This is a genomic window from Amycolatopsis sp. 505, from assembly GCF_031625235.1.
Lineage (GTDB): Bacteria > Actinomycetota > Actinomycetes > Mycobacteriales > Pseudonocardiaceae > Amycolatopsis.
The window spans coordinates 88,156-112,555 of sequence record NZ_JACKQP010000016.1 but is presented as its reverse complement, the minus strand read 5'-3'; the positions used below and the strand labels follow the sequence as shown (position 1 = coordinate 112,555).

Below are 24,400 nucleotides of genomic sequence, written 5' to 3'. Positions count from 1 at the left end.
ACATCAGGCCCGTTCGACGTCCAGGGGCAGGTGCCGCACACTCACGATCACCGACGGGTTCTGGAACACCACCGGCGCGTCCGTGGCGACCGCCAGGTCCCGGTACCGCGAGAACAGCACCTCGAACGCGATCCGCCCCTCCAGCCGGGCCAGCGGCGCCCCGAAGCAGAAGTGGATGCCGTGGCCGAACGTCTGGTGCGGGTTGGGCGTCCGCCCCGGCTCGAACGCGTCCGGGCGGTCGAACACCGCCGGGTCGCGGTTGGCCGACGCCAGGTCCGCCATCACGATCGAGTTCTCCGGGATCCGGTGGCCGCCCAGCTCGACCTCGCGCGTCGTCCGGCGGCCGAGCTCCGGGAACGGCGGCAGCAGCCGGAGCACCTCCTCCAGCGCCGCCGGCACGCTCTCCGGCGCGGACCGCAGCGCCGCCGCGGCCGCGGGGTTCCGGTCGAACGTCACCACCGCGTTGCCCAGCAGCGCGGTCGTCGTGATGTGCCCGGCGATCAGCAGCAGCGCGACGAACCCGACGATCTCCTGGTCCTCGAGGCGCTCCCCGTCGAACTCCGCCTCCACCAGCCGGCTCGTCAGGCCCGGGCCGGGGTGGGCGCGGTGGTGGCGGATGTGGTCCAGGATGTAGGCGTTCATTTCGCGGATCGTCGGCGCGATCGCGTCCAGCGCGCGCTGGATGTCTTCCATGTCGGCCGACTCGCCCAGCTGGTCGCCGCTGAAGAGGACCTGGGCCCAGCGGGTGAACAGCGGGCGGTCCGCCACCGGCACCCCGAGCAGCTCCGCGATCACGATGATCGGCAGCGGGTACGCCAGCGCGTCGACCACGTCGAAGCGCGACTCCCCGGCGACCTCGTCGAGCAGCTCGCCGGCGATGGCCCGGATCCGCGGTTCGAGGCCGGCCACCACCCGCGGGGTGAACGCCTGGCTGACCAGGGTGCGCAGCTTGCGGTGGTCCGGCGGGTCCATCCCGACGAAGTTGCCCTTGCGGAACGTCTCGAAGTCCTCCTGGACCGGCGTGAGCCCGCTGAAGTCCGACGAGAACCCCGCCGGGTCGGACAGCACCCGCGAGACGCCCGCGTGGTCGAGCACCCGCCACAGCCCTCGCTCTTCGTCGTGGTGCACCGGGCCGCGTTCGCGCAGCTCGGCCGAGCGGGCCAGCAGCTCCTCGAAGGCGAACGAGACGCCGGATTCCTGGGTGGTCATGACGTTTTCTCCTCGGTCGTCGGCTGGGGTTCGGGGACGAGGGTGTCGGCGCGGGGGAACCGGCGCAGGGTGGGGCTGACCGTGACGACCAGGGTCACCAGGGCGATCCCGGCGGCGCACAGCAGCACGGCGTTCGTGCCGGGGAACGTCTGCACCACCAGGCCGCCGAACGCGGGCCCGGTCGCCGCGGACACCCCGCCGATCACGCCCATCACGCTGGTCAGGCGGCCGCGCAGCCGGTCGGGGGTGAGCAGCAGCTGGTAGGTCCCGATCGTCGTGTTGGCGGTCGGCGGGAGCAGGGCCATCGCGACGAACAGCGCGCCCAGCAGGTAGCCGCCGTGGATGACGGCCGCGAGCGGCGTCAGCAGCGTCAGGACCCAGAACACGCTCATGATCGACACGTAGGGGCTGAGCCGCCGCTGCAGGTAGGGCGCGATCAGCGACCCCACCACGCCGCCGACGCCCAGCATCGCGGCCATCACGCCGATCTCGCCCGACGTGACGCCGCGGTCCTTGGCCAGCACGATGATCACGATGTAGTAGGCGCTGAAGAAGAAGTTCAGGCTGACCGCGCACGCCACCGTGACGCGCACGTGCCGTTCGCTCCACACCCAGCGCAGCCCCTCGGCCATCTCCTTGCCGAGGTGCCCGCCCTCGACCGGCGCGGCCTCGCGGCGCGGCGCCCGGACGAAGGTCAGCGCGACCAGCGAAACCAGGTGGACGAGCACGTCGAAGGCGAACGGGACGGCCCGCCCGAGGCCGTAGAGGAACCCGCCGACCGCGGTGCCCGACAGCTGCCCGAGCGCGCCGCGCGCGGAGTTCATCGCCACCGCCGTCGGCAGCTGGACCGGGGGCACGACGCCGGCCAGCATCGCGCCTTCGGCCGGGCCGAACAGCGACCGGCAGCAGCCCATCACCGCCGCGACCGCGATGAGGTGGGGGACGCCCACGCTGTCCCAGAAGATCGCCGCGGCCAGGCTCCCCACCGCCAGCGCGTACACCGCCTCGCAGCCGAGCAGGATCTTCTTGCGGTCCCACCGGTCGGCCAGCGCGCCCGCGGGCAGCCCGGCGACCAGCTGGGCCATCGCGTCGACGCCGAGCACCAGCCCGGACAGCGCCGGCGAGCCGGTCACCGTCAGGACCAGCAGCGGCAACGCGATCATCGACGCGCTGAACCCGGCCTCCGACAGCGCCTGGCTGCCCCACAGCAGCTGGTAGTTGCGGTTGCGCGACAGCCGCGTGGTCACCGCCGCTCCTTCCGGCGGGCCGGGACCTGGCTGTCGGCGGCGATCTGCCGCAGCGCCGCCGCGAAGTCGCCGGCCAGCGCTTCGGCGGTCCGCCGGTCGTGGCGGGCGGGCTGGTAGATCAGCGAGAACACCAGCTCGCCGTCCTGCACCGCGCCGACCAGGTCGAGCAGGTGCGGGTGGTGCTCGTCCGGGTCGTGATCGCGGCCGAGCGAACCGCGGACGGCGGCGTAGAGGCTCTCGGACGTCGCCGGCCCGCCGGCCCCGTCCCATTGGCCGAGGTAGTTGAACGAGATCTGCGGGGTGCGGCCCGCCAGCCGCTCCCGGACGTCCGGTGCGCCGAGGTGGCGCAGGGCGCCGTAGCCGAACCCGTTGCCGGGCACGGCCCGCAGCTGCTTGCGGACGGACTTGACGAGCGTCCGCCAGTCCGCGCTTTCTGTGTCCTCCACGGACAGTGCGACCGGGAACAGGGTGGTGAACCAGCCGACGGTCCGGTTGAGGTCGACGCCGTCGAGGACGTCCTCCCGGCCGTGGCCTTCGAGGGCGATCGCCACGTCCGGGCGGCCGGTCCACCGGGCGAGTGCCCAGGCCAGGGCGGTGAGCAGGACGTCGTTGACGCGCGTGCGGTAGGCCGCGGGCGCCGAGCGCAGCAGGGCGTCGGTGTCATCGGCGTTCAGCACCACGGTGACCTCGGCGGTGCCGGTGCCGGTGGCGTCGTCGTCCACCGGCAGCGCGCCCGCGGCGGGCAGGCCGGCCCAGTACTCGAGTTCGTCGTCGAAGCCGCCGCCGCGGACGTGGTCGCGCAGGCGGTGCGCCCAGTCCCGGAACGACGTCGTCCGCGGCCCGAGGTCGATCGGGACGCCCCGGACGGCCTGGCGGTAGGCGGTGTCGAGGTCGTCGAGCAGGATGCGCCAGGAGACGGCGTCGACGACGACGTGGTGCGCGGCCAGGAACAACCGCGGCCGCCACCCGGGATCGGCCGTCACCAGGACGGCGGCCAGCAGCGGGCCGCGGGTGAGGTCGAACCCGGCGTGGACGGCGTCGGCAATTCGTTCCAGGGCGGCCGGGCGGTCGGCCTCGGTGGTGAGGTCGGCGCGGCGGAGTTCGGGCACCGGCTCGACGTCGGCGTTGTGCTGGTGCCAGCCGTCTTCGGTCTGGGTGAAGCGCATCCGCAGGGCGTCGTGGTGGGTCCAGACCGCGGCGAGGGCTTGTTGGAGGGCGGTGGCGTCGAAGCCGTCGGCGAGCTCGACGAGCATCGACTGGTTGAAGTGGTGCGGGTTGACGGTGTGGGTGGCGAAGAACCAGTCCTGGATCGGGGTCAGCGGCACCGGGCCGACGACCGGGCCCTCGGCTTCGGTCGGTTCGGCCACCGCGCCGGCTTCGGGCGCCAGGGCGGCGATGGTCTGGTGCAGGAAGATGTCCTTTGTGGATAGTCGCAGGCCGGCTTGGCGGGCGCGCGAGACGACCTGCATGCTGAGGATGGAGTCTCCGCCCAGCTCGAAGAAGTTGTCGGCGGTGCCGACCCGGTCCAGGCCGAGGACCTGGGCCCAGATCTCGCAGAGGGCCCGCTCGGCCGGGGTGACCGGCTCGACATGCCGGGCGGCAGGCTCGGCGGCGGTGGTGACCACGGGAAGAGCGCGGCGGTCGACCTTGCCGCTCGGGCTGAGCGGCAAGGCGGGGAGTTCGAGGAGCGCCGAGGGGACGAGGTGGCCGGGCAGCGACCGGGCGAGGAATTCGCGCAACTCGGCGGCACTGACCGGACCGGCCGCCGGCTCGGTGGGCGGCGCGGTCCGCCACCCGGCCTCCGGGTCGGTCTGCGGCGCGGGGTGCGGCTCGACCTCCGGCGCAGTCCCCCGCCCGGCCTCCCGCCCAGCTCCCGGCGCGATCGGCGGCGCCGCCGCCGAGTCGGCCTGCGGCGCGGCCGCCATCGCGACCCCCGAGCCGTTCTCCGGCGCGGAGTACGGCTCGACCTCCGGCGCAGTCCCCCGCTCGGCCCCCGGCACGATCGGCGGCGCGGCCTCCGAGTCGGCCTGCGGCGCGGCCGCCATCGCAACCCCCGATCCGTTCTCCGGCGCGATGTCCGCCCCGATCTCCGGCCCGGGCTCCGGCTCGGTTCCCGCCCCAGCCCCGCGCGCGGTCTCCGGCAGCGCCCCCGATCCGTTCTCCGGCGCCGGGTGCAGCTCGGCCCCCGGCACGATCGGCGGCGCGATCTCCGAGTCGGCCTGCGGCGCGGCCGCCATCGCGACCCCCGATCCGTTCTCCGGCGCGATGTCCGCCCCAGCCGCGCGCGCGGTCTCCGGCAACGCCTCAGGCACCGGCGCGGCGACGAAGCAGGCGACCAGTCGCTTGTGCCCCGACTCGTCCTGCTGGACCGCCGCCACCGCGGCCGCCACCCCTGGGTGGCGGGTCAGGGCCGCCTCGACCTCGCCGAGTTCGATGCGGAAGCCGCGGACCTTGACCTGGTCGTCCGCTCGGCCGGTGAACTCCAGGTGGCCGGCCGCGGTCCAGCGGACCACGTCGCCCGTTCGGTACATGCGCTCGCCCGGCGCGGCGAACGGGTTCGCCGTGAACCGGTCGGCCGTCAGGCCCGGCCGGTCGAGGTAGCCGCGGGCCAGGCTCGGCCCGGCGACGTACAGCTCGCCGGCCACTCCGATCGGTACCGGCTCGAGGGCGGCGTCGAGCACGTACACCCGGGTGTTCGGGATGGGCCGGCCGATCGGGGGTGGTGTGCCGGGGACCAGGGGCTCGCTCCAGGTCGCGACGATCGTCGACTCGGTGGGCCCGTACGCGTTGATCATCCGCCGCCCCGGGGACCACCGGTCGACGAGCTCGGCCGGGCAGGCGTCGCCGCCGACGACGAGCGTGCGCAGGTGCGGCAGGTCCGTTGCCGGGACCGTGTCCAGCGCGGCCGGCGGGATCAGCGTGTGGGTGATCCGGTGGGCCGCCAGGAACTCGGCGAGCGGCTCGCCGAGCAACGGCTCGGGCGGCACCACCACGAGCGCCGCACCGGACGGCAGGGCCAGGCAGAGTTCGAGGATCGAAGCGTCGAAACTCGGCGAGGAGTAGGCGAGGACGCGATCCCCCACCGCGACCCGCAGGTGCTCGGCCTCGGCGGCGGCGAACGACGCCAGCCCGGCGTGGGTGACGACCACGCCCTTGGGCCGCCCGGTGGACCCCGAGGTGTAGATGACGTACGCAGGGTGCTCCGGCCGCACCGGGACAGCCTCGGCGGGCTCGCCGGCGAACGCCGCCGGGTCGTCCAGCGAGAGCACCGGCACCCCGTCCGGGACCGGCGGTGCCAGACCGTCCAGCGTCAGGACCAGGGCCGGACGCGCGTCCGCGAGCATGAACGTGATGCGCTCGATCGGGTAAGTCGGGTCCACCGGGACGAACGCCCCGCCGGCCTTCCACACCGCCAGCTGCGCCACCACGATCTCCACCGACCGCGGCAGCGCCAGCGCCACGATCCGCTCCGGCCCGATCCCGTACCCGGCCAGCACCGACGCCAGCCGCGAAGCCCGCTCCTCCAGCTCGGCGTACGTCAGGGACTCGCCGCCGATCACCGCCGGCGCGTCCGGCGTCCGCCGGGCACCGGCCGAGATCAGCGCGGGCAACGCAACCGGCTCCACCGGGACAGCCGTGTCGTTCCACGCCTCCACGACCAGCTCGCGTTCGGCCGCGCCGATCAGCGGCAGCCGGGCCAGCGGCCGGTCCGGGTCGTCCGCCACCCCCGCCAGCAGGACGCCCAGGTGCGCCGCCAGGCGGTCGATCGTGGCCGCGTCGAACAGGTCCGTGTTGTACGTCAGCGCCGCCCGCAGCTCTCCCCCGTCCGGCTGGAACTCCAGGGTCAGGTCGAAGTTCGCCGCCGTCGCCGGTTGCGGGAGCTCCTCGGTCTCCAGGCCGGGCAGGTGCGCCGTCTCGCGGGGACTGTTCTGCAGCACCACCATCACCTGGAACAGCGGTGTCCGGCTCGGGTCGCGGCCCGGCTGGACCGCGTCGACGACCCGGTCGAACGGCAGGTCCTGGTGGTCGAACGCCGCCCGCACCCCGGCCGCGACGTCGTCGAGGAACGCCGTGAACGCCACCTCCGGACGGACTTGCGACCGCAGCACCAGCGTGTTGACGAAGAACCCGACCAGCCCTTCGAGTTCCGGCCGCTCCCGGCCGGACGTCACCGTGCCGACCGCCACGTCGTCCTGGCCGGCCCAGCGGCCGAGCAGCACCTGGCACGCCGCGACGAGCGTGGTGAACAGGGTCGTCTCCCGCTGCCGGCTCACCTGCTCGAGCCGGGCGGTCACCGCCGCCGGGACGACGATCTCGTGCGTCGCGCCGCGCGTGGTGCGCACCGGCGGGCGCGGCCGGTCGGTGGGCAGCTCCAGCGGTGTCAGGTCGCGCAGGCGCTCGGTCCAGTAGTCGGTCTGGCCGGCCAGGACCCGCTCGGCGAGGCGGCCGCGCTGCCAGGCCGCGAAGTCCGCGTACTGCACCGGCAACGGCGGCAGGTCCGCCGGTTCGCCGCGCAGCGCCGCCGCGTAGAACGCGCCGACCTCTTCGGCGATCAGGCCGTTCGACCAGCCGTCGGTGACGATGTGGTGCACCGCCACCGTGAGCACGTGCTCCCGCGGCGCGAGCCGGATCAGCTTCGCCCGCAGCAGCGGCCCTTCGCTCAGGTCGAAGGGCTGTCCGGCGTCGGCCCGCAGGATCTCCGCGAGGTCCTCCTCGCGGGCGTCGACGACCGGCAGCGGCACCGGCGACGGCGGGTGCACGATCTGGACGCCGTGGCCGTCGGCCGAGCCGAACGTCGTCCGCAGCGGCTCGTGCCGGGCGACCAGCGCGGTGAACGCCGCGGCGAGCGCGTCGACGGCCAGTTCGCCGCGCAGGCGCACGGCCGAACTCGTGACGTACTCGGTGCCGCCCGGCTCGAACTCGTCGAGGAACCACAGCCGCTGCTGGGCGAAGGACTGCGGCAGCTCCCCGTCACGGGGCACGGCCGGGATCGGGTCGGCCGCCGTCGCCCCGACCGTTTCGATCGCGGCGGCGAGCCGGGACACCGTCGGGTGGGCGAACACCGCCCGCGGCGACAGCGACACGCAGCATTCGGCCAGCAGCCGGGACACCAGCCGGATGCTGAGGATCGAATCGCCGCCGAGCTCGAAGAAGTTGTCCTGCGCCCCGACGCGCTCGACACCGAGCAGCCGCTGCCAGATCCCGGCGACGGCCCACTGGGTCGCGGTGGCCGGTTCGACGTACGGCCGCTGCGACGGGACCGGGCCGTCCGGCGCCGGCAACGCGCGGCGGTCGACCTTCCCGTTGCGGTTCAACGGAAGCGCGGCCAGCACCAGCACCACGGCGGGCACCATGTACTCGGGCAGTGTCGCGGCGGTGTGCGCGCGGAGTTCGTCCGGATCGGCGGCGCGTTCGAGGACGACGTGCGCGATCAGCCGCCGCGTACCGGCCGGGTCGGTGTGGATGCTCGCGACCGCCTGCGCGACGGCCGGATGGGCCGCCAGCACGGCCTCGACCTCGGCGAGCTCGATCCGGAACCCGCGCAGCTTGACCTGGTCGTCGGACCGGCCGAGGAACACGAGTTCGCCGTCGGCGCCGCGGCGGACGACGTCGCCGGTGCGGTACATCCGCTCCCCCGGCGCACCGAACGGGTCGGGCACGAACCGCTCGGCGGTCAGGCCGGGCCGGCCGAGGTAGCCGCGCGCCAGGCCCGCGCCGGCCAGGCACAGCTCGCCGGGGGCGCCGGCGGGCAGCGGGCGCAGCTCGGCGTCCAGCACGTACGCGCGCATGCCGTCGAGCGGACGGCCGATCGGCACCGGTTCGGGGACCGGCTCGCCGGCCATCCGGAAGGAGGTGGCGAAGGTGGTCGTTTCGGTGGGGCCGTAGCCGTCGACCACGACGAGGCCGGGGCACGCGGCCTGGACCGCGCGCACCACGGCGGGCGGGACGACGTCGCCGCCGGTCCACACCTCGCGCAGGCCGCGCAGGCCGTCGGGAGCGTCCTGGGCGAGCAGCCGGAAGAGCCCGGCGGTCAGCCACGCCGACGTCACGCCGTGGGCCGAGATCGCGTGCCGCAACGACTCCGGCGTCAGGTCCGGCCCGTCGGGCAGGACCGTCGCGCCGCCGCCCAGCAGCGGGACCCACAGTTCGTAGGTGGAGGCGTCGAAGGCCAGCGGCGAGTGCGAGAGGACCCGCGTGTGGGCACCGCCGGCGAATCGGCCGTCCTGGGCCAGCGCGGTGATGTCGCGGTGGCGCACGGCGACGCCCTTCGGCACCCCGGTGGAACCCGAGGTGTACATGACGTAGGCGAGGTTTTCGGGTCCCACGACAGCGTCGGGCGCCGCGGCGGACCGCTGCTCGCCGACGGTCAGCACCGGTCCACTGTGGACGGCTTCGGCGGCGGGCACCCAGGTGTCACCGGCCACCACGACCGACACCCCGGCCTCGGCGAGCACGGCCCGCAACCGCTCGTGCGGCGCCCGGGTGTCCAGGGGCACGTAGGCCGCCCCCGCCTTGAGCACGGCGAGTTCGGCGACGACGTGGTCCACCGACGGCTCGAGCAGCAGCCCGATCCGGTCCTCGACGGCGACGCCGAGTCCGGCCAGCCGCCCGGCCAGGTGGTTGGCCCGTTCGTCCAGCTCCCGGTACGTCAGGGTCCGCTCGCCGGCGAGCACGGCGGGGTCGCCGGGGTGGCGGGCGACCTCGTCGGCGAACAGCGCGGGCACCGTGGACGGCGTCCCGGCGGCGCCCGGGCCGTGGGCGTCGGCGAGCACCCTGGCGCGTTCCGCGACATCGACCCACGGCACGCGGGCCAGGGGCCGGTCCGGGTCCGCGGTGACGGCGTCGAGCAGCCACGCCAGCCGGTCCGTCATCGCCGTGACGGTGCCGGTGTCGAAGAGCGCCGGGTCGTAGGCGAGGTCGAGCGCGAGGCCTTCGTCGAGGGACGCGCGCAGGCACAGCGGGAAGTTCGTGGCGTCGGCCGAGGCCACCTCGACGACCCGGGGCGCGCCCGCGGTGGCGGGCTCGCTGATCGGGTAGTTCTCGAACACGACCATGCTGTCGAACAGGTTCTGCCCCGCCGGGACGTCGCTGAGCGGGCGCAGCCGGGCCAGCGACACGAAGTCGTGGTCGCGAGCCTCGCTCTGGGCCGTCTGCAGCTGCCCGAGCCACCGCGCGACCGGCTGGGCGCCGTCCACCCGGACGCGGGTGGGGATGGTGTTGATGAACAGCCCGATCATGGTCTCCACGCCGGCCAGGTCGGCCGGGCGGCCGGACACCGTGGTGCCGAAGACGACGTCGCGGTCGCCCGACAACATGGCCAGCAGCAGCGCCCAGCCGCCCTGCACGACGGTGTTGACGGTGAGGCCGTGGGTCCTGGCGAACTCCCGCAGCCGCAGGGTCGCGGCCGGCGGCAGCTCGATCCGGACCGAGTCGGTCGAGCGGGACTGGTGGGCTTCGGCGGGCGGGCGGTCGTAGGGCAACGCCGTCGGCGCGTCGAAGCCGGCCAGGGTGTCCGCCCAGAACGCGTCGGCGGCGGCCTGGTCGCGGCCGGCCAGCCAGCCGAGGTAGTCCCGGTACGGGCGCCGGGTGACCAGGGCGGGCCGGACACCGGCGGACGCGGCGGCGTACTCCTCGCAGGCTTCGGCGAAGACCTGCGCGGAGCTCCAGCCGTCGAACAGGACGTGGTGGGACGTCCAGATCAGGTCGACCTCGTCGCCGGGGAGGGCGGCGATCGTCAGCCGGGTCAGCGGGGCCCGGGTCAGGTCGAACGGGACGGCCCGGTCGGCCGCCAGCGCCTCCTCCCGGGCGGCTTTCCGCCCGGCCGGGCCGAGGTCGCGCCAGTCGTGGTGGGTGACCGGCAGGGTCGCCGCCCGGTCCACCACCTGCACGGGCTCTTCGACGCCGGTCCAGACGAGCCGCGTGCGCAGCACGGGTGTCCGGTCGACGACCCGCTGCCAGGCCGCGGCGAGCCCGGCCGGGTCGGCGACCCCCGCGAGCCGGATGCGGACCTGCTCGAAGTAGGCCGGGGACCCGTCGTCGACCAGGGTGTGGAACACCATCCCGGCCTGCAGCGGGGTGAGCGGGTAGACGTCCTCGACCGCCCGGCCGTCGCCGGCCACGGTGTCCAGTTCGGCCGCGCTCAGCCGAGCCAGGGGGAAGTCCGACGGCGTGCGGCCGCCGGCCCCCGGGGTGGCGCAGTGCGCGACGATCTCGCGCAACGCCGTCAGGACCTGCCCGGCGAGCCCGCGCACGGTGTCTTCGCGGTGGATGCCGGGGGCGTAGGTCCAGGCCAGTTCGAGGCGGCCGCCGTCGACGATGCCGACGACGTCCAGGAGGGCGGTGCGCGGCCGTGCGGGGTCGATGTCGTCGCCGAGGTCGCCGCCCCAGCCGCGGTACAGCCCCTCGGCGTCGCCACCGGCCGTCCACTGTCCGTGGTAGTTCAGGGAAATCTGCGGCACCGGGTCGCCGTGCCGCCGCAGCGAGCCGTAGCCGAGGCCCTTGCCGGGGACGGCTCGCAGCTGTTCCTTGACCGCCTTGAGCGTCGGTCCCCAGTCGTCGGCCGCCGGGAGGTTGAGCGCGACCGGGTATTCGGCGGTGAACCAGCCGACCGTGCGGGAGAGGTCGAGGTCGTCGAAGAGCTCTTCGCGGCCGTGGCCTTCCAGGGAAACCAGGACGCGGTCGCGGCCGGTCCAGCGGGCCAGCACCCGGCCGAGCGCGCTGAGCAGGACGTCGTTGATCTGCGTGCGGTAGACCTCCGGCACTCGGCGCAGCAGGGCGTCGGTGGTCCCGGCGTCCAGGCGGACGGTGATCGTGCGGGCGCTTCCGGCGGTGTTCTCCCCCGTCGCGTCCACCGGCAGGGCGGGGTCGACGCCGTCGAGCACGCCGGTCCAGTACGGCAGTTCGGCGTCGAAGCCGTGCCCGGCGAGGCGGTCCGCCCAGCGGAGGTAGCTCGCCGGGGCCGGGCCGAGGTCGACCGGCTGCCCGGCGGCCACCTGGCGGTAGGCGGTTTCGAGGTCTTCCAGCAGGATCCGCCAGGACACGCCGTCGATCACCAGGTGGTGGACGACCAGCAGCAGCCGCGGTGGCTGTCCGGGGGCCGTGATCAGCACGGGTGCGACCAGCGGGCCGTCCTCGACGCTGAGCGTGGCGCGGGCTTCGGCCGCGACCGCCCTGGTGTCCACATCGGACACGTGCCGCAGGGCCGGGAGTGCGGCGCCGGTCCGGAACTCCTGCCTTCCGTCGCCGGTGAACCGGGTGCGCAGGGCGTCGTGGCGGGCCAGCACCGCACCCAGGGCGGTTTCGAGGGCGGGCACCGAGACGTCCGGGTCGAGTTCGGCGAGCGTGGACATGGTGAAGTGGTCGTGGCGGCCGGTTTCGAAGAACCACCGCTGGATCGGTGTGAGGGGTGCCGCACCGGTGAATCCGGCCTCGGGTGCACCGGACCCGGTGCCGGCGACGAGCGCGAGCTCGGCGATGCTCTGGTGGCGGAAGACGTCCCGGGAGGTCAGCCGCAGGCCGTGCCGCCGGGCCCGGGCGACGACCTGGATGCTGAGGATCGAATCGCCGCCGAGGGCGAAGAAGTTGTCGTCCACTCCCGGCTCGCCGACGCCGAGGACGTCGGCCCAGATCTCCGCCAGCAGCCGCTCGGCGTCGGTGCGCGGGGCGGTCCGGCCCGCGGCCGGGGCCGGGTGGACGGCGGGCGCGGGCAGCGCGCGGCGGTCGACCTTGCCGCTGCTGGCCAGCGGCAGCCGTTCGAGGGGGACGAACACCGACGGCACCAGGTGCTCGGGCAGCGTTTCCTTCAGCGCCGTCCGCAGTCGCGCCGGATCCGCCGCGGAACCCGGGACGACGTAGGCGACCAGCCGGCCGTCCCGGGCGACGACCACCGTGTCGGCGACGCCGGGCAGGGCTCGCAGCGCCGCCTCGACCTCGCCGGGCTCGATCCGGAAGCCGCGGATCTTGACCTGGTCGTCGACGCGGCCGAGGTACTCGAGGTGACCGTCGGCGGTCCAGCGGGCACGGTCGCCGGTGGCGTACATCCGGCTGCCCGGCGGGCCGAAGGGGTCGGCGCGGAAGCGGTCCGCGGTCAGCCCGGGCCGGTTCAGGTAGCCGCGGGCCAGCTGGACGCCCGCCAGGTGCAGCTCGCCGGGCACGCCGATCGGGGCCGGACGCAGCCGGTCGTCGAGGACGTAGGCCCGCACGTTCCCGGTGGGACGGCCGATCACTTCGCGGTCGGTCTCGCCGATCCGGCAGAGGGTGGCGTCGACCGTGCACTCGGTCGGGCCGTAGAGGTTGAACGCGGTGACGCCGTCGAGGTCGCTCAGGTCGCGCCACAACGCCTCGCCGACGGCCTCCCCGCCGACCAGGAGCACGGGCGGGCAGTGACCCGCTTCCAGCAGGTGCCGGACGAACGACGGTGTCGAGTTGACCAGATCGATCTCGTGCTCGGCGACGTACCCGGCGAGCAGGACCGGGTCGAGCCGGGTGTCGCCGTCGATCACGTGCAGTTCGTGCCCGGCCGTGAGCATCAGCAGCACGGTTTCCCAGGACGCGTCGAAGGAGAACGCGGCGGTCAGCGCCACCCGCAGCCGGTCCTTCCCGGCCGCGGCGGTGAACCGATCCGCGTGGTCGACGGCGAAGTTGGCCAGGGCGCGGTGGGTGACGAGGACGCCCTTCGGCGTTCCGGTGGAGCCGGAGGTGTAGATCGCGTAGGCCGCGTGGTCCGGCGCGGGCCGGTCGGGGGGATTCGTGTCCGCTCCCTCGGCGGCAACGGGTTCGGTGAGCACGAGGGCCGGACGCGCGTCCGCCAGCAGCGCCTCCCGCCGCCGTTCGGGAAGCTCGGGGTCCAGGGGCAGGTGGACGGCACCGGCCTTGAGGACGGCGAGGATCGTGACCACGAGTTCGGCCGAGCGCGGCAGGGCGACCGCCACCAGCCGCTCGGGCGCGGCACCCCGGGCGACGAGGACCCGCGCGACCCGGTTGGCGCGCGCGTTCAGCTCCGCGAAGGTCAGCGTGGTGCCGCCGCTGACGAGCGCGGTCGCGTGCGGGGTCCGGGCGGCCTGCGCCTCGAACAGCCCGACGACGGTCGTCTCCGGTTCCGGCCGGCCGGTCGCGTTCCACGTCCCGACGACCAGTTCCTCTTCGGCCGCGGGCAGGGGAAGGGTGTCGACGGGCCGGTCGGGCTCGGCCGTGACCGCGGCGAGCAGGACCGTGAGCTGCTCGGCGAACCGGCGCACGGTCGCCGCGTCGAACAGGTCGGTGTTGTAGTTCAGCAGCCCGCGCAGCCCGTCCGGGCGCTCTTCGAACTCGACGCTCAGGTCGAACCCGGCCGTGGTCATCGGCAGCGTCAGCTCGCCGGCGGTGAGGCCGGCCAGAGCAGGCAGGCGGTTGCCGGCGTTCTGCAGCGTGACCAGCACCTCGAACAGCGGGGTGCGGCTGGGGTCGCGGTCGGGGCTCAGTTCGTCGACGATCCGCTCGAACGGCACCTCCTGGTGGGCGAAGGCGTCCAGCACGGTCCGGCGGACGGTGCCGAGCAGTTCGCCGAAGCCGCGGCGTCCGTCCACTGAGGACCGCAGCACGACGGTGTTGACGAAGAGCCCGACCAGGTCCTGGACCTCCGGGTGGTCGCGGCCCGAGGTGACCGTGCCGACGGCGACGTCGTCCTGGCCGGACCAGCGGCGCAGCACCAGCTGGCAGGCCGCGACCAGCGCCGTGAACAGCGTCGTGTCGCGGTCCCGGCCGAGCCGCCGCAACCCGGCGAGGGCCTCGGCGCCGAGGGTGAACTCGTGCTCGGCACCGTTCGACGTCCGGGTGGCCGGACGCGGGCGGTCGGTCGGCAGGTCGAGGGGGCGCAGGCCGTCGAGCTCCCGGCGCCAGAAGCCGAGCTGCTCGTCGAGGAAGTCGCCGGTGAGGCGCTCGCGCTGCCACGCGGCGAAGTCCGCGTACTGGATCGGCAACGCCGGGAGTTCGGCGCGCTCGTCGCCGTAGAGGGTGGCCAGCTCGCCGATCAGGACACCCATCGACCAGCCGTCGGTGATGATGTGGTGCAGGGACAGCACCAGGGCGTGGTCGTCCGGGGCCACGCGGACCAGCCGCGCCCGCAGCAGCGGGCCCCGGGCGAGGTCGAACGGCCGGGCGAGGTCCTCGGCCAGCAGCCGCCGCAGTTCCTCCGGGGCGGTGACGTCGGTGACCGGCAGCGCGAGCTGCCACGGCTCCCCCACGACCTGGCGGGGACGCCCGTCGACGGCCGGGAACGTGGTGCGCAGCGACTCGTGCCGGGCGATCAGCGTGGTGAGCGCCCGGGCGAGCGCGTCGGGCCGCAGATCGCCACGCAGCCGCACGCCGAAGACCGTGACGTGGTCGGTGCTGCCGGGCGCGAAGTCGTCGAGGAACCACAGGCGCTGCTGGGCGAAGGACAGCGGCAGCTCGCCGTCGCGGCCCACCGGCGTGATCGCCGCGGACAGCGGCGTGGCCGACGCGGTGGGCAGCGCGGCGGCCAGGCCCGCCACCGTCGGGTGGTCGAACACCGTCCGCGGGGACACGTCGACGCCGAAGGCCCCGCGCAGCGCGGAGGTGAACCGGATGCTGAGGATGGAATCCCCGCCGAGTTCGAAGAAGTTGCCGTCGGCGCCGACGCGCTCCAGGCCGAGCGTCGCGGCCAGGACCGCCGCCACCGTGCGTTCGGTTTCGGTGCGGGGTTCGGCGAACTCGGCGGGTTCCGCCGCGGCCGCGGCCGGGGCCGGCAGCGCTCGCTGGTCGAGCTTCCCGTTGCGGGTCAACGGGAGTTCGCCGAGCGTGACGAACGCCGAGGGCACCATGTAGTCCGGCAGCGACCGGCCCAGGTGCTCGCGCAGCCGCGCGGTGCTCGGCGGCGCGTCCGGTCTCGCCGGGACGACGTAGGCGACCAGCCGCTTGCGGCCGGGCTCGTCCTCGCGGGCCAGCACCGCCGCCGACCCGACGTCGGGCAAGGCCAGCAGGGTCGCTTCGATCTCGCCCGGTTCGATCCGGAAGCCGCGGATCTTGACCTGCTGGTCGGCGCGGCCGTGGTAGCGCAGGGCACCGTCGTGGGTGCGGGACACGCGGTCGCCGGACCGGTACATCCGGGACCCGGGTGCCCCGAAGGGGTCGGCCACGAACCGGGCCGCGGTCAGCCCGGGGCGGCCGAGGTAGCCGCGGGCCAGGCCGTCGCCGGCCACGTAGAGCTCGCCGGGCACCCCGGCCGGGACCGGGTTCAGGTCCGCGTCGAGGACGTACCCGCGCAGGTCGGGCAGGGCGGTACCGATGACACCCGGAGTGTCCACATCGGACCGAAGGTCGTGTTCGGTGACGTGCACGGTGGTTTCGGTGATGCCGTACATGTTCACCAGCCGCGGGGCGCGGTCGCCGTGGCGGGCGAACCAGCCGGCCAGCCGGCGCGTGTCGAGCGCCTCGCCGCCGAAGATCACGTACCGCAGCGCGAGCCGGGCGCCGGGGTCGTCTTCGTCGGCCCGGACGAGCTGGTAGAACGCCGACGGCGTCTGGTTGAGCACGGTGACCCGCTCGTCGGCCAGCAGCCGCAGGAATTCCCGCGGCGAGCGGGACACCGCGTGCGGCACGACGACGAGCCGGCCGCCGTGCAGCAGCGGGCCCCAGATCTCCCAGACGGAGAAGTCGAACGCGTAGGAGTGGAACAGCGTCCAGACGTCGTCGCGCCCGAAGCCGAAGCGAGCGGTCGCGGCGAACAGGCGGGTGACGTTGCGGTGCGGGATCACCACGCCCTTGGGCAGCCCGGTCGAGCCGGAGGTGTAGATGACGTAGGCGGGGTGGTCCGGCGTGCAGCGCGGCGGCGGATCGGTGTCCGGCCCCTCCGCCACGTCGACGTCGTCGGGGCCGAGGACGGCGACGGGAGCGGTGTCGGCGCACATCCGCTCGACGCGTTCGGCCGGGGTCGCCGGGTCGATCGGCAGGTACGCGGCCCCGGCCTTGAGCACGGCGAGGATCGCGACGACCTGTTCCGGCGAGCGCGGCAGGCGCAGCGCGACGAACCGTTCCGGCCCGGCGCCGAGCGCGATCAGCCGGTGCGCCAAGCGGTTGGCCCGCGCGTTCAGCTCGGCGTAGGTGCAGTGCGTGCCTTCGGCGGTGAGGGCGACCGCGTCCGGGTGGGCCGCGACCTGGGCGGCGAACAGCTCGGTGAGGGTCGGCGCGGGCAGCGACGGGAGCGGCTCGATGGTGAGCCGGGCGCGGTCGGCGGCCGACAGCCACGGCAGCCGGGCGATCGGGCGGTCCGGGTCCTCGGCGAGCCCGAGCAGCAGGGTCTCCAGCCGGGCGGCCAGCGCGGTGGCCGTCTCCTCGTCGAAGAGCGCCGGGTCGGTGGCCAGCTCGAAGCCGAGCTGCCGGTCGGCGTAGGCGCGCAGGGTGACCGGGAACGTCGTGGCGTCGAGCGCGGTCACCTCGCGCAGGGTGACGCCCGCCTGCGCGGCGGCGTTCTCGTCGAAGGGGTAGTTCTCGAACGCGACCATGCTGTCGAACAGGTTCTCCCCCGGCGGGACGTCGCTGAGGGCGCGCAGCTTGCCCAGCGCGAGGAAGTCGTAGCGGCGGGCCTGGTTCTGCTCGTCCTGCAGCCGGCGCAGCCAGGCCAGGACCGGCTCGCCACGGTCGATCCGCGTGCGGGTCGGGACGGTGTTGATGAACATCCCGATCATGTTCTCCACGCCCGGCAGGTCGTCGGGGCGGCCGGAGACGGTGGTGCCGAACACGACGTCGGACTCGCCGCCGGAGTGGGCCAGCAGCAGCGCCCAGGCGCCCTGCACGAGCGTGTTGACGGTGAGGCCGTGGCGCCGGGCCACGTCCCGCAGCCGAGTGGTGTCCTCTGGGGACAACGACGTCCGGATCGTGCGCGACGAACGGGTCCGGTGGGCCTGCGCCGGGGGCCGGTCCCACGGCAGCGGGGTCGGGGCGGCGAAGCCCGAAAGCACATCACGCCAGTGGTTTTCGGCCGCGGTGACGTCCTGGGCGGCGAGCCAGCCGAGGTAGTCGCGGAAGGGCCGGTGGGCCGGCACCCGCGGGACCCGGTGCTCGGTGATCGCGGCGTACTGCTCGCACACCTCGGTGAAGATCTGGGCGAGGCTCCAGCCGTCGAGCACGATGTGGTGGGAGGTCCACATCAGCAGCACGCGGTCGTGGGTGAGCGCGACGACGGCCAGCCGCATCAGCGGCGCGGTCGTGAGGTCCAGGCCGGTGGCGGCGTCTTCCGCCGAAAGCCGGTCCAGCTGTGCGGTCTGCTCGGCTTCGGAAAGGCCCCGCCAGTCGTGGCGGGTGATCGGGACGACCGCCCGGTGCCGCACGACCTGCAGGGGTTCCTCGAGGCCGTCCCAGACCAGCTCGGTGCGCAGGACCGGGGTGCGGTCGGCGACCTGCTGCCAGGCCTGCGCGAACGCGTCGGGGTCGCGGACGCCGTCCAGGAGCATCCTGGCCTGATCGACGTAGGCGTCGGCGGTGGGATCGAGCAGGCTGTGGAACAGCATCCCCGCCTGCAGCGGGGTCAGCGGGTAGATGTCGTCGACGTCGCGGCCGTCCCCGGCCAGGCGGTCCACTCCGGCTTGGTCGAGGCGGGCCAGGGGGAAGTCCGACGGCGTGCGGCCGCCGCTGCCGGGCTGCGCGCAGTGCGCGACGATCTCCCGCAGACCGGTCAGCATCGCCTCGGCCAGCTCGCGGACGGTGTGCTCGTCGTTGACCTGGTCGGAGTAGGACCACGTCAGCGACAGCGCGCCGGACTCCACCACCCCGGTGACGTCCAGCTGGTAGGTGCTCGCCTCTTCCGGGGCGATGTCCGCGCCCGGGCTGTCGTGCCGCCCGCGGAACAGCCCCCGGTCGCCGGCCTGGGCGTCCCAGCGGCCGTGGTAGTTGAAGCAGACCTGCGGCAGCGGGAACGCCTGCAGGGCATGGCCCGGCGCGTCCGGCTCGCCGAGGTACCGCAGCGCCTCGTAGCTCAGGCCGCGGCGCGGGACGGCCCGCAGCTGTTCCTTGACCGCCTTGAGCGTGGCACCCCACTCCCCCGACGGCGGCAGGTCGAGCGCCACCGGGAACTGCGTGGTGAACCAGCCGACCGTCCGGGAGAGGTCGACGCCGTCGAGGACGTCCTCGCGCCCGTGCCCCTCGAGGGCGATCAGGACTCCGTCTTCCCCGGTGCGGTCGGCGAGGGCCCGGCCGAGCGCGCTCAGCAGCACGTCGTTGACCTGGGTCCGGTAGGTCGCGGGGACGCGGTGCAGCAGCGCGTCGGTGTCTTCGGCGCCGAGGGTCACGGTCAGCGTGCGGGTGGAGCCGGTGGTGCCCGCGCCCGCGTGGTCGGCGGCCAGCTGCGCCGGGACCCGGCGGGCCACCCGCGTCCAGTGCTCGAGGTCGTCGTCGAACCCGCCGTCGCGGACGTGCTGTTCCAGCAGGTGCGCCCACTGGGTGAACGGCGTGGCGGTGGCCGCGAGCCGGATCGGGGCTCCGGCGACGACCTGGCCGTAGGCGGTTTCGAGGTCGCCGAGCAGCAGCCGCAGCGACACGCCGTCGGTCACGACGTGGTGCACGGCCAGGAACAGCAGCGGCGGCCGGGTGCCGCGCAGGAGCAGCGCCGCGCCGGCGAGGGTGCCGGTGGCGAGGTCGAGGCCGGCGCGCACCTGCGCGGCCGCGGCCTCGATACCGGCGCGCTGCCCGGCGTCGCCGAGGGAGGACAGGTCCCGGATCCGCAGGACGCCGGTCGGCGGCGTCGGCGTGACCTCCTGCCGCCAGTGGCCGTCGACGGTGAAGAACCGGGTGCGCAGGGCGTCGTGGTGGGCGACGACCGCGTCGAGGGCGGTCCGCAGCGCCTGCTGGTCGACGTCGGCGGGCAGTTCGAGCAGCTGCGACATGGTGAAGTGGGCCAGGGGCCCGTGGGTGGCGAAGAACCAGTGCTGGATCGGGGTGAGCGGGGCCGGGCCGGCGACCGGCCCCGCCGCCGGGGTGAGCACCGCGGCGGTCTGCACGGCGGTCGCGAGGCCGGCGATGGTCTGGTGCAGGAAGATGTCGCGCGAGGTGAGCCGCAGGCCGGCTTGGCGGGCCTGGGCGACGACCTGGATGCTGAGGATCGAGTCGCCGCCGAGGCCGAAGAAGTTGTCCTCGACGCCGATGCGGTCGTTGCCGAGCACCTCGGACCAGATCGCCACCAGCTGGTGTTCGACGGCGGTGCGCGCGGGCACGTAGGCCTGGCCGTCCGCCGGCGCGTCCGGGGCGGGCAGCGCCCGGCGGTCGACTTTGCCTTGCGGGGTCAGCGGGATCGCGTCGATCGGGACGAACGCCGAGGGCACCAGGTAGTCGGGCAGCGTGGCCCGCAGAGCAGCGCGCAGGCTGTCCGGGGTGACCTCGGCGGTGCCGACGACGTAGGCGACCAGCCGGGCGTGCCCGCCTTCGGGCCGGTTGGCGACGACGACGGCGGCGGAGACGCCGGGCAGGCGCACCAGCGCGGCCTCGACCTCGCCGGGCTCGACGCGGAAGCCGCGGATCTTCACCTGGTCGTCGAGGCGGCCCAGGTACTCCAGCTGCCCGTCGGCGGTCCAGCGCACGCGGTCGCCGGTGCGGTACATGCGCATCCCCGGCGCGCCGAAGGGGTTCGCGACGAAGCTGCCGGCGGTCCGGCCCGGCCGGCCGAGGTAGCCTCGCGCGAGCTGCGCCCCGGCGAGGCAAAGTTCGCCGGGCACGCCGGCGGGCACCGGCCGCAGGTCCTGGTCGACGACGTAGGCGCGGGTGTTGGCCAGCGGACGGCCCAGCACCGGGCGGGCGGTTTCGCCGACCCGGCACGACACGGCGTCCACGGTGTACTCGGTGGGGCCGTAGAAGTTTTGCGCCACGGTGACTTCGGCGCCGGAGAGGTCCCGCCAGAGCGTGTCGTCGAGGGCTTCGCCGCCGAGCATGAGGATCTTCGGGCGGTGGCGCGGGTCGGTCAGCAGCCCGGCGGGGATCAGCCGGCGCAGGTAGGTCGGGGTGAGGTCGAGGAAGTCGATCCGGCGCTCGGCGATGTAGTCGACGAGCGCGTCCGCGTCGAGCCGGGTGTCCTCGCCGATCAGGTGCAGCTCGTGGCCGTCGGCCATGAGCAGCGGGCCTTCGAGGGAGGTGTCGAAGGAGAGCGTCGCCGTGAGCGCGACCCGCAGCCGGCGTCCGGGTGCGGCGAAATCGGTGCGGTGGTTGAAGAGCAGGTTGGTGAGGTTGCGGTGCGGGACGGCCACCCCCTTCGGGCGGCCGGTCGACCCGGACGTGTAGATGACGTAGGCGGTGTTGTCCGGCCGCAGCGGCGCGATCCGGTCGGCGTCGGTGAGGTCGGTACCGGGGTGGTCCCGGTCCGCGATGTCCGCCGGCCCGAGGACCAGTTCGGCACCGGAGTCGCGCAGCAGCAGCTCTTTCCGGTCGGCGGGCAGGGCGGGGTCGATCGGCAGGTACACCGCACCGGCCTTGAGCACGGCGAGGAAGGCGACGATCGCGTCGGCGGTGCGCGGGAGGGCGAGGGCCACGACGCGCTCGGGGCCGGCGCCCAGCGTGACGAGGTGGCGGGCCAGGCGGTTGGCCATCGCGTTGAGCTCGGCGAAGCTCAGCGCGATGTCGCCGGCGACGAGCGCGGTCTCGTCCGGGCTGCGCTGGGCCTGGGACTCGAACAGCTCGGTGAGGGTGGCCGCGGGGACGTCCAGTTCGGTGGCGTTCCACTCGGTGAGCAGCCGGGATTCTTCAGCGGCGGTGAGCAGTGGCAGGTCGCCGACCGGGCGCCGGGCGTCGGCGGCGATCGCGGTCAGCAGCACGGTGAGGTGCTCGCCGATCGCGACGGCGGTCCGCGCGTCGAAGAGGTCGGTGTTGTACTCCAGGGAGCCTTCGAGGGCGCCGCCGGCCGGCTGGAATTCGACGGTGAGGTCGAAGTTGGCGGCCCGGCGGGCCACCTCGACCGGCTCGGCCGTCAGCCCGGCGAAGTCCACCGGGCCGCCCGCGCTGCCGTGCAGCAGGACCATCGCGTCGAACAGCGGGGTGCGGCTGGCGTCGCGGTCGAGGCGCAGTGCTTCGACGAGCTTTTCGAACGGGGCTTCGGCGTGCTCGAAGGACTCCAGCACGGTCGCGCGGACCGCGTCGAGGAACGTCCCGAACGGGGCGGTTCGGTCCACAGTGGACCGGATGACGACGGTGTCGACGAAGAAGCCGACGGTCCGCTGCAGTTCGGGCCGGTTCCGGCCGGACACCACGGTGCCGACGGCGATGTCGGTGCGGCCGGTGTAGCGGGCGAAGAGCACCTGGCAGGCCGCGACGAGGACGGTGTAGAGCGTGGTGTCGTGGGTCCGGGCCAGTTCGGCCAGCCCGGCGGCGGCACCGGCCGGGACGCGGAAGTGGTGCACGGCCCCGGCGGTGGTGCGCACGGCGGGCCGCGGCCGGTCGGCGGGCAGGTCGAGCGGTTCGACGCCGGCGAGCTGCGTCGTCCAGTAGGCGAGGTGCCGGTCGAGGGCGGGCCCGGCGAGGCGGTTGCGTTGCCACACGGCGAAATCCGCGTACTGGACGGCCGGCTCGGGCAGGTCCGCGGCCTCGCCCCGGACGGCGGCCGCGTAGAGCGTGCCGAGCTCACCGACGAGGATGCCCATCGATTCGCCGTCGGTGACGACGTGGTGGGCGGTGATCAGCAGGACGTGGTGCTCCGGCGCGGCCCGGACGAGCAGCAGCCGCACCAGCGGCCCGCGGCGCAGGTCGAACGACCGGCTGTACTCGGTGCCCAGCACCTCGTCGAGGTCGGCGGGCCGCAGCGCGGGGTCGCTGGTCAGGTCGACGGTCCGCAGCGGGACTTCCAGGGTGTCGTGGATGACCTGGACGGGGGTGCCGCCGGCGTCGTCGATGGTGGTGCGCAGGGCTTCGTGGCGAGCCACCAGCTGCTGCAACGCGCCGGCGAGAGCGCCGGTGTCGAGCGGCCCGGTGAGCCGCAGCGCGACGGCGCTGTTGTACTCGGCATCCCCGGGGCGGAACTCGTCGAGGAACCACAGCCGCTGCTGCGCGAACGACAACGGCAGGGCGTCCTCCCGCGGCGCCCGGCCGATGACATCGGTCCGCTCCGCCCGCCCGGCCAGCCGGCGCTTGAGCGTCTCCCGCAGCTCGGCGGGCAACGCATCGATGCGGCTCTTCCTCGAGGTGGTCATCGCTTTCGTTTCCTCACAACGCAGTTCGGGTGGTCCGGGTCTGGATGTCGCCCGGGGTTTCAATGCCGCGAATGACTCATTCGGGACGCCGGAGGTCCCCCATGACTCATTCGCGACACTCGCGCCTCCGGCCGGAGCGGGGAATTCAGGAGGCGCGGCGGCGCCGCCGGGCGACGCGGCCGCCGGCCTGCATGGCGCTGACCGTCCCGGTCGCCGGGTCGGTCAGGAACCGGCCGCCGATGATGCGGCGGCCGGTGGCCGGCTCGCGGACCGAGAACGACCCGTCGCGCAGCAGCGCCAGTTCCGGGTACACCTCGCCGTCGACCACCAGCACCGCGTCGCCGTCCGCGCGGACGTCCACCTGGTACTCCAGGTCGCCGTTGGTGTAGTGCCCCGTCAGGTCCGCCGCCGGGCGGGCGGCCCGGTCGAGGTCGCGGGGCAGTTCATAGTCGCCCACCGGCAGGCCCTCGGCGCGCAGCGCCGCGACCAGGTCCGTCCACAGGGCCGCACCCGTGTTCCCGTTGGTGGTCAACGCGACGATCCGGCCGTGTGCGGCGTCGATCCGCAGGTGGCACGAGGTGCCGTCGGCTGTGCCGTCGTGGCCGGTCCAATCCGCGTCCGCGCCGCGGTAGCCCGCCAGGCCGAGCCCCCAGGTGTCGGCCAGGCCGAACGGCTCCGCCCCCGGGACCGGCCGGCGCATGAGCTCGGCCAGGTCCGCCGGCAGCGGGCCGTCGCCGCCGCAGATCAGGCCGCCGAACGCCGCCAGGTCCGACGCGCTCAGCGCGAGCGCCCCGGCCGCGGCCTCCGCGGGCGTCAGGGTCTGCGCGACCGGCCGGGCCCGGCCGGTCGCCGCGTGGACGGCGTGCCCGCTGACGTGCGCGCCGGTCCGGCGGCGTGCGCCCGGCTCCACGACGAACGCGGCGTCGATGCCGAGCTCGTCGAGCAGCAGCGTCTCCACCGCCTCCCACCAGCTCATCCCGGTGATGGCCTCGATCACGTACCCGGTCAGCACGTACCCGACGTTGGAGTAGGAGAACCCCAGGCCGGGCGGCTGGACGAGCCCGGCCTCGCGGCAGGCGCGCAGGTAGCGGCGGGCCGAGCCGCCGTCGGCGGCGGCGCCGAGCGCGGCCGGCAGCCCGCCGGTGTGGCTGAGCACCTGCCCGACCGTCGGTCTGCCGACCTGCGGGCCGAGGCCGTCCAGGTGTTCGCCGAGCGGGTCGTCCGGGTCGAGGTCGCCGTCGGCGACGAGCAGCATCGCCACGGCCGCGGTGAACGCCTTGGTGATCGAGCCGGCCGGGACCTTCGCCTCGGCGGTGATCTCACCGGCCGTGACGGAGTCCGTCCGGCCGCCGTCGGTGACGACCAGCTGGGCGGCCGGCACGCCGTGCTTGTGGGCCAGCCCGGCGAGCAGCCGCTGCAGCCGGCCGTCGGCCGCGGGTACCGGCACCCGCAGGGTGGACTGGGTGAGTGTGGTGGGTGTGGGCATGGGGTGGGGACCTTCCGCGTCGGGTCGAAGGAGCCGGTCGTGAGGGGAAAGGCGGGTGCTAACCCGCTTTTTCACTCACGACGGGCCGCGGCAGGCTCGGCGTCGGCGGCCATCTGCCGCTGCAGGCTCAGGGGCCGCATGTCGGTCCACACCTCGTCGACGTGGTCCATGCACTCCTGGCGGCCGCCGCGGAAGCCGTCGGCGCGCCAGCCCGCGGGTACCTCGTTCGCGACCGGCCACAGCGAGTACTGGCCCTCGTCGTTCACGAGTACCTGGAATTCGGCGTCGTCCTGCATGGGATT

5 protein-coding genes are annotated in these 24,400 nt (G+C 74.5%); all 5 read right to left on the bottom strand.

Going from position 1 to position 24,400, the window contains the following annotated elements; genetic code table 11:
* Window positions 1-3: 3 nt before the first annotated feature.
* Window positions 4-1,209 (bottom strand): cytochrome P450, encoded by a 1,206-nt coding sequence (locus H5965_RS42540; protein ID WP_310976943.1) that lies wholly within the window; start codon window positions 1,207-1,209, stop codon window positions 4-6.
* The gene (locus H5965_RS42535; protein ID WP_310976942.1) at window positions 1,206-2,456 is read right to left on the bottom strand and encodes an MFS transporter; all 1,251 of its coding nucleotides are present in this window, start codon (window positions 2,454-2,456) and stop codon (window positions 1,206-1,208) included. The genes H5965_RS42540 and H5965_RS42535 overlap by 4 nt, the downstream gene beginning before the upstream one ends.
* On the bottom strand, window positions 2,453-22,612 hold the full coding sequence (locus tag H5965_RS42530; protein ID WP_310976941.1) for a non-ribosomal peptide synthase/polyketide synthase: 20,160 nt from the start codon (window positions 22,610-22,612) through the stop codon (window positions 2,453-2,455). Before H5965_RS42530 ends, H5965_RS42535 begins: the two co-directional genes overlap by 4 nt.
* Before the next feature lie 145 nt (window positions 22,613-22,757).
* Complete coding sequence (locus tag H5965_RS42525; protein ID WP_310976939.1) at window positions 22,758-24,098, bottom strand: serine hydrolase domain-containing protein; 1,341 nt, start codon at window positions 24,096-24,098, stop codon at window positions 22,758-22,760.
* A 71-nt stretch (window positions 24,099-24,169) separates the two neighbouring features.
* Complete coding sequence (locus H5965_RS42520; protein WP_091309248.1) at window positions 24,170-24,394, bottom strand: MbtH family NRPS accessory protein; 225 nt, start codon at window positions 24,392-24,394, stop codon at window positions 24,170-24,172.
* Window positions 24,395-24,400: the final 6 nt, after the last annotated feature.

Coding starts and splice junctions, on each gene's coding strand:
- H5965_RS42540 (WP_310976943.1), bottom strand. CDS start 1,209: ATGACCACCCAGGAATCCGGCGTCTCGTTCGCCTTCGAGGAGCTGCTG.
- H5965_RS42530 (WP_310976941.1), bottom strand. CDS start 22,612: ATGACCACCTCGAGGAAGAGCCGCATCGATGCGTTGCCCGCCGAGCTG.
- H5965_RS42525 (WP_310976939.1), bottom strand. CDS start 24,098: ATGCCCACACCCACCACACTCACCCAGTCCACCCTGCGGGTGCCGGTA.
- H5965_RS42520 (WP_091309248.1), bottom strand. CDS start 24,394: ATGCAGGACGACGCCGAATTCCAGGTACTCGTGAACGACGAGGGCCAG.